The organism is Modestobacter sp. KNN46-3, from assembly GCF_011039295.1.
This window is the reverse complement of the sequence record NZ_JAAKGN010000268.1, coordinates 1-3,319: the sequence shown is the minus strand read 5'-3', so window position 1 is coordinate 3,319 and position 3,319 is coordinate 1. Positions and strand designations below refer to the sequence as shown.

Here is a 3,319-nt window from a genome sequence, read left to right as displayed (position 1 = left end):
CGCTTTCACCAGCTCTACGGCCTGTTCCCGGAACTCCGGTGAGTACTTGCTCGGTCGGCCCATCAGGACCCCTTCCTCGGGCTGGAAGCCCAAGCTCAGGGTGTCCACCGAAGCGGGTCAACTCCAGGTATCGCCGGTGGTCATCGTGTAGGACGGCGAGTACCCCTGCTCCAACGCCGCCGCGGCGGTGAACACCTTGTAGGTGGAGCCCGATCCCTGGCTGGCCGCGGTGTTGAGCACCACGGACTCGCAGGAGATGTCGGCAGCCGAGTTGCAGCCGTAGTTCCGGTTCACGCTCATCGCCAGGACGTGCCCGGTCCCGGGCTGCACGGCGGTGAACATCCCAGCCAGCGAGTTGCCCATCGGCACTGCAGCGCGCACTGCCTGGTCCCCCGAGCGTTGGACGTCCGTCCGGAGCGTGGTCTCGATCGTGTAGCCGCCGTTCTCGAGCTGCTCCTGGCTCATCCCGAGCGTGTCCACCAGGTACGACTGCAGGTACGCGCAGAAGAAGCCACCCACCGCGGCGTCGATGCACCCGTTGGGCGGGTTCGGCTGCGCGGTGACGACCACCGGCTGCGAGGTGGTGTCGGCGAGTTCGGCGTCGGTGATGTAGCCGAGCTCGTGCATCCGCGCGAGCACCAGGTCACGCCGGCTCTGGGCGTTCTCCGGGTTGACCAGGGGGCTGTCGATCGCCGGGCTCTGCATCAACCCGGCCAGCACGGAGGCCTGGGCCAGGTTGAGATCAGCCGAGTCGACCGAGAAGTACCGCTGGGCTGCAGCCTGCACGCCGTAGGCACCGGAACCGAAGTACGCGATGTTCAGGTAGCGGGTGAGGATCTCCTCCTTGGAGTACCTCTCCTCCAGGGCGAGAGCCAGCCGCGCCTCGACCAGCTTGCGGTCGATCGATTCCTCCGTGGCCTCCGCACGCTGCTCGGGGGTCTCCGCGGTCTGGAGCAAGGTCTGCTTCACCAGCTGCTGGGTGAGCGTCGACCCGCCTTCCTCCACGGCACCGGCGGCCAGGTTCCGGCCCAGCGCGCGAAGCGTCCCCTGCACGTCCACGCCGCCGTGTTCGTAGAAGCGACTGTCCTCGATCGAGATCAGCGCCTCGCGCATGACCGGCGGGATCTGCTCGCCGGTGACCGGGGTGCGGTTGTTGGCGTAGAACTGCGTGATCACCGACCCGTCGGCGGCGAGCACCGTGGTGTTGCCGTTGAGCGTCTGGTCGGTCAGTTCGACCGGCAGCGCGTCGAGCAGAGAAGCCGAGTCCCGGGCGAGCAGCCCGGTGCCGGCGACGAACGGGAGCATCATCCCGGCGAGGAGCGCCCCGGCGGCCACCACGGCAGCCCCGAACTTCGCCATACCGCCGGCCGTGGAAGCGACGTGATCATTCATCCCTTTCGAAGCTAGGTGTCGGATCGCGGCAGGGTGAGGGTCCTGGGGGGCACTGTCTTTACCTGGAAGAACAGGCCACCGATGGCCGAGGATGCGGTCTCGCCGTCGGCCGGCGGGCGGGAGAGGCGCGCAGCGCCACGCCATAGCCGCCGCGACATGGCGCCAAACCTCCGTGGGTGGCCCCGCTGGTACCTGGAACGACAGGGACTGCCACCGGGTCCACGTCGCCGGTTGCCTGGACGTCACCCCCCTTCGGTCGCTCGAGCCCCGAGGAGAACGCCATGCCGCCCACCATGGGCGAGGCCGCCCACGCTGCCGCCTCGCCGCTGGCGCCGTTCGAGTTCGACCGGCAGCCGGTCGGCCCGGAGGACGTCCGCATCGACATCGCCACGCGGGATGCCGGCTTCCGGTTCGTCATCGACAACCCCTCGCTGTCTCAGGCCAGCGCGTGAGAGCCGTGTTCACGGCCGGGCGGCGGAGACGTCGAGGGCTCAGGTGACCGGCTGGTTCGATGCGGTTCCCGCTCATGCGCTGCCCGCGGTCGTCGCTCTCGTGCTGGTGGCCGAGTCGGGGCTGCTGATCGGCATGCTCCTGCCGGCGGCGTCCTTGGTCCTCGGTGTGGGCGTCCTAGCAGGCTTGGGATTGGTCCCCGTGCCCGTCGTCGCCCTGGCCGTGGCCGGCGCGACCGTCCTGGGCGCGGCGCTCGGCCACCGCACCGCGGCGCGCGCCGACTCCGGCTCGTCCCTCCCGACAGACGGACGGCTCGGTCGGCTGCTCCCCGAGCGCGCCCGGGAGACGGTCGACCGCTCAGCTCTGGCCTGGTCCGGCGCCATCGGACGCCGACCGGTGCGGGTCGCCGCGATGTCGCAGTTCGTCGCGGGGGCGCGGACCCTGGCGCCGCGAGTCGCCGCGCAGGCCGGGGTCCCGCTGCGCGTGATGCTGAGAGGGACGATCCCCGCGGCACTTCTGTGGTCCTGGGGACTCGTCGGAGCAGGAGCCGTGGCCGGTGCTGCGCTCCCACTCCTGCGCTGCTCGGTCGCGGCCGCCGGCATCCCGCTCGTCGTCGCGGCCACCTGGCTGCTGCTCCGCCGGAGGGCGAACGCCGTTCCGGCGTGACGGACACCCACTGCGCACCCACGCGACCCCGACGACGCGGCCCGGAGTGCCGACCCACACGAGAGCAGGCCTCCCATGCACCTGCACCTGCTCCGCCACCGCGGGTGGCTGGCCGCACTCCTGGGGCTGCTGACCGTCGGCGTCGCGACCGTCGCGATCGTCGGCTGCTGCATCACCGGGGTGGAGGCCGTCGCGGGGAGATCGGTCGCGTCGTCGCCGCCGACCATCAGCGCACCGCCGAGCACCGCCGCGCTGGCGACCGCGACGCCCTCCATCGACCCGGCAGCGGTTCTGGCAAACGTCCGGGCAGCCGCCGCAGCCGCCCAGGGGTCGATCCGGGTCGTCGTCCTGGACCCGGACGGTCGGCCGTTGATCACCGGTCCGGATGCCGGCGCGCCGACGTACACGGCCTCGCTGGTCAAGATCCTGGTCGTCGCCCGGTTGCTCGCCCTCGATGCAGCGGGGTCACTCGCGCTCAGCGGCGAGGATCTCGACCTGGTCCAGCGTGCCGTCGTCCAGTCCGACGACGGCGCCATGAGCAGGTTGTGGGACCGGTACGACGGCGCCCAGCTGGTGAGGCACGTGGCGACGGCTGTCGGGCTCACCGGAACGCGCCTTCCAGCGGTGCCCGGTCAGTGGGGACAGGCGGTGACGACCGCCGCGGACGTGGCCACCGTGCTGTCTGCGCTCGGCGACATCCTGGACGACGACGATGTCGAGACCCTGCTCGGCTGGATGCGGTCGACCTCCGCCATCGCGGCGGACGGTTTCGACCAGTGGTTCGGACTGCTCGCCCCGGTGCACGGCGGGA

The 3,319-nt window shown here is 71.2% G+C and carries 4 protein-coding genes; 3 read left to right on the top strand and 1 reads right to left on the bottom strand.

Annotated elements, in window-relative coordinates; genetic code table 11:
* Nucleotides 1-117: 117 nt before the first annotated feature.
* On the bottom strand, nt 118-1,359 hold the full coding sequence (locus tag G5C62_RS26275) for a transglycosylase domain-containing protein (RefSeq protein ID WP_241176153.1): 1,242 nt from the start codon (nt 1,357-1,359) through the stop codon (nt 118-120).
* A 314-nt stretch (nt 1,360-1,673) separates the two neighbouring features.
* On the opposite strand from G5C62_RS26275, the gene G5C62_RS26270 reads away from it, so the two are divergent.
* The 3 genes from G5C62_RS26270 to G5C62_RS26260 all read left to right on the top strand — a co-directional run.
* Nucleotides 1,674-1,844, top strand: coding sequence for a hypothetical protein (locus G5C62_RS26270; RefSeq protein WP_156119116.1), 171 nt, complete (start codon nt 1,674-1,676; stop codon nt 1,842-1,844).
* 43 nt (nt 1,845-1,887) lie between these two features.
* Nucleotides 1,888-2,508 (top strand): hypothetical protein, encoded by a 621-nt coding sequence (locus tag G5C62_RS26265; RefSeq protein ID WP_164703307.1) that lies wholly within the window; start codon nt 1,888-1,890, stop codon nt 2,506-2,508.
* A gap of 75 nt (nt 2,509-2,583) precedes the next feature.
* Nucleotides 2,584-3,319, top strand: a 736-nt coding sequence (locus G5C62_RS26260; protein WP_164703306.1) for a serine hydrolase, incomplete at its 3' end; no start/stop codon positions are given.